Origin of the sequence: Dialister sp. (genome assembly GCF_036343215.1) — a bacterium.
Classification (GTDB): domain Bacteria; phylum Bacillota; class Negativicutes; order Veillonellales; family Dialisteraceae; genus Dialister.
In genome coordinates this window covers 1-1,171 of the sequence record NZ_JAZASU010000221.1, presented here as the reverse complement: position 1 = coordinate 1,171, position 1,171 = coordinate 1, and the positions used below count along the sequence as shown (strand labels likewise).

At 51.4% G+C, this 1,171-nt stretch carries 1 protein-coding gene; it reads right to left on the bottom strand.

The window, feature by feature from the left end; translation table 11 throughout:
* Positions 1-113: 113 nt before the first annotated feature.
* Positions 114-962, bottom strand: a complete 849-nt coding sequence (locus VZT47_RS10555) for a carcinine hydrolase/isopenicillin-N N-acyltransferase family protein (protein ID WP_330224911.1) — start codon at positions 960-962, stop codon at positions 114-116.
* Positions 963-1,171: the final 209 nt, after the last annotated feature.

The window sequence follows — 1,171 nt, the reverse complement described above, 5'->3', positions numbered from 1 at the left end:
TGCCGTGTATTCACGAATGCTTCTTCTTGAAATGAGGCAAGTAATTGCGTCCATAAAGTCCTCCCATTTTACAATGTATTTCCTTTATTTTAACACAGGTTCTTCAGAACCGCTCATTTTTCCGGCGGAAATAAATCTTTCCCTTCCAGTTCGTACACGTCTTCATGGCCCCCGTCCCAGGGATTGTAGCGGACTTTCACGTAAATATCGGGAAGGGCATCTTCATGGAGCCACACGCCAAAAGTGGCCAGGGTCTCCACCTTTCCGCCCTGCCGCCAGATGCTGTCATTGGGTCCTCCGCTTCTGTCTTCACCAAAAGCCGTAAGGTCCCAGAGCGTCCAGGGCGCATGGTCCTTTGAAAGAAGTTCTTCTATGCGGGAAAGCCTTTTCGTCGTGGTGGGGCGCGCCTTCCTGTTGAGCGCACCGAAGTCAGGTGAAAGGTAATGGTTCGTATGCGCCAGAGTCCCATTATTCACCCTTTTGATCTGGTAAGCCCCATCCGCCCCTATTTCCATAGAGACCATGGAACGGGCATCGGCAATCATGAGAAATTTAGGTCCTTTGAAATATTCCGCCTTCTCCAGTGCTTCTTCCACAGTCGCACAGTTTCCAAGGATTTCCCTCAAGGCGCTTTTCTTCGCATGACCCATTTCTTTTCGTTCCTTCTTCGGGATGACGCTGGCGGCTGCGGAAAATACGGCCAGCCCTTTCTCATTCACACCGCCCCGGAGGAACATCTTCTTTTCATCGCCTCCGTAGAGGCCGTAGTAGCGGTACAGCTTTCCTTTGCCATAACGCATCTCCTGGTACTGGGGCCGCCAGTCCCGGTTCTTCACGAGGATCGTCCCACCACCCTGGACAGGGCTGCCCGAAGCGCCCCAGAGGGTGCAGGCCATAGCGGAAGGAGCGCTGACGGCAAGAGCCAGCGCCAGGGCCAGTGCTTTTTTTCGGAAAGATTTCATATTTCCTCCTTGTAGGTGAGACCATTCTCCAGTACTATATAGAAAAAACGAAAGGATTTTTGTATGATACAGGATATTTTCCCCCACTCTCTCCATAATCATTATAACCCAAAGGCCCTGCCCGATGACAGGAGCCGCATCTTTTATTTCAGGGGAAACAGGATTTTCCTTGAAACCGGCCGTCCCTCCATCCTGCCATTCTTTAAGGA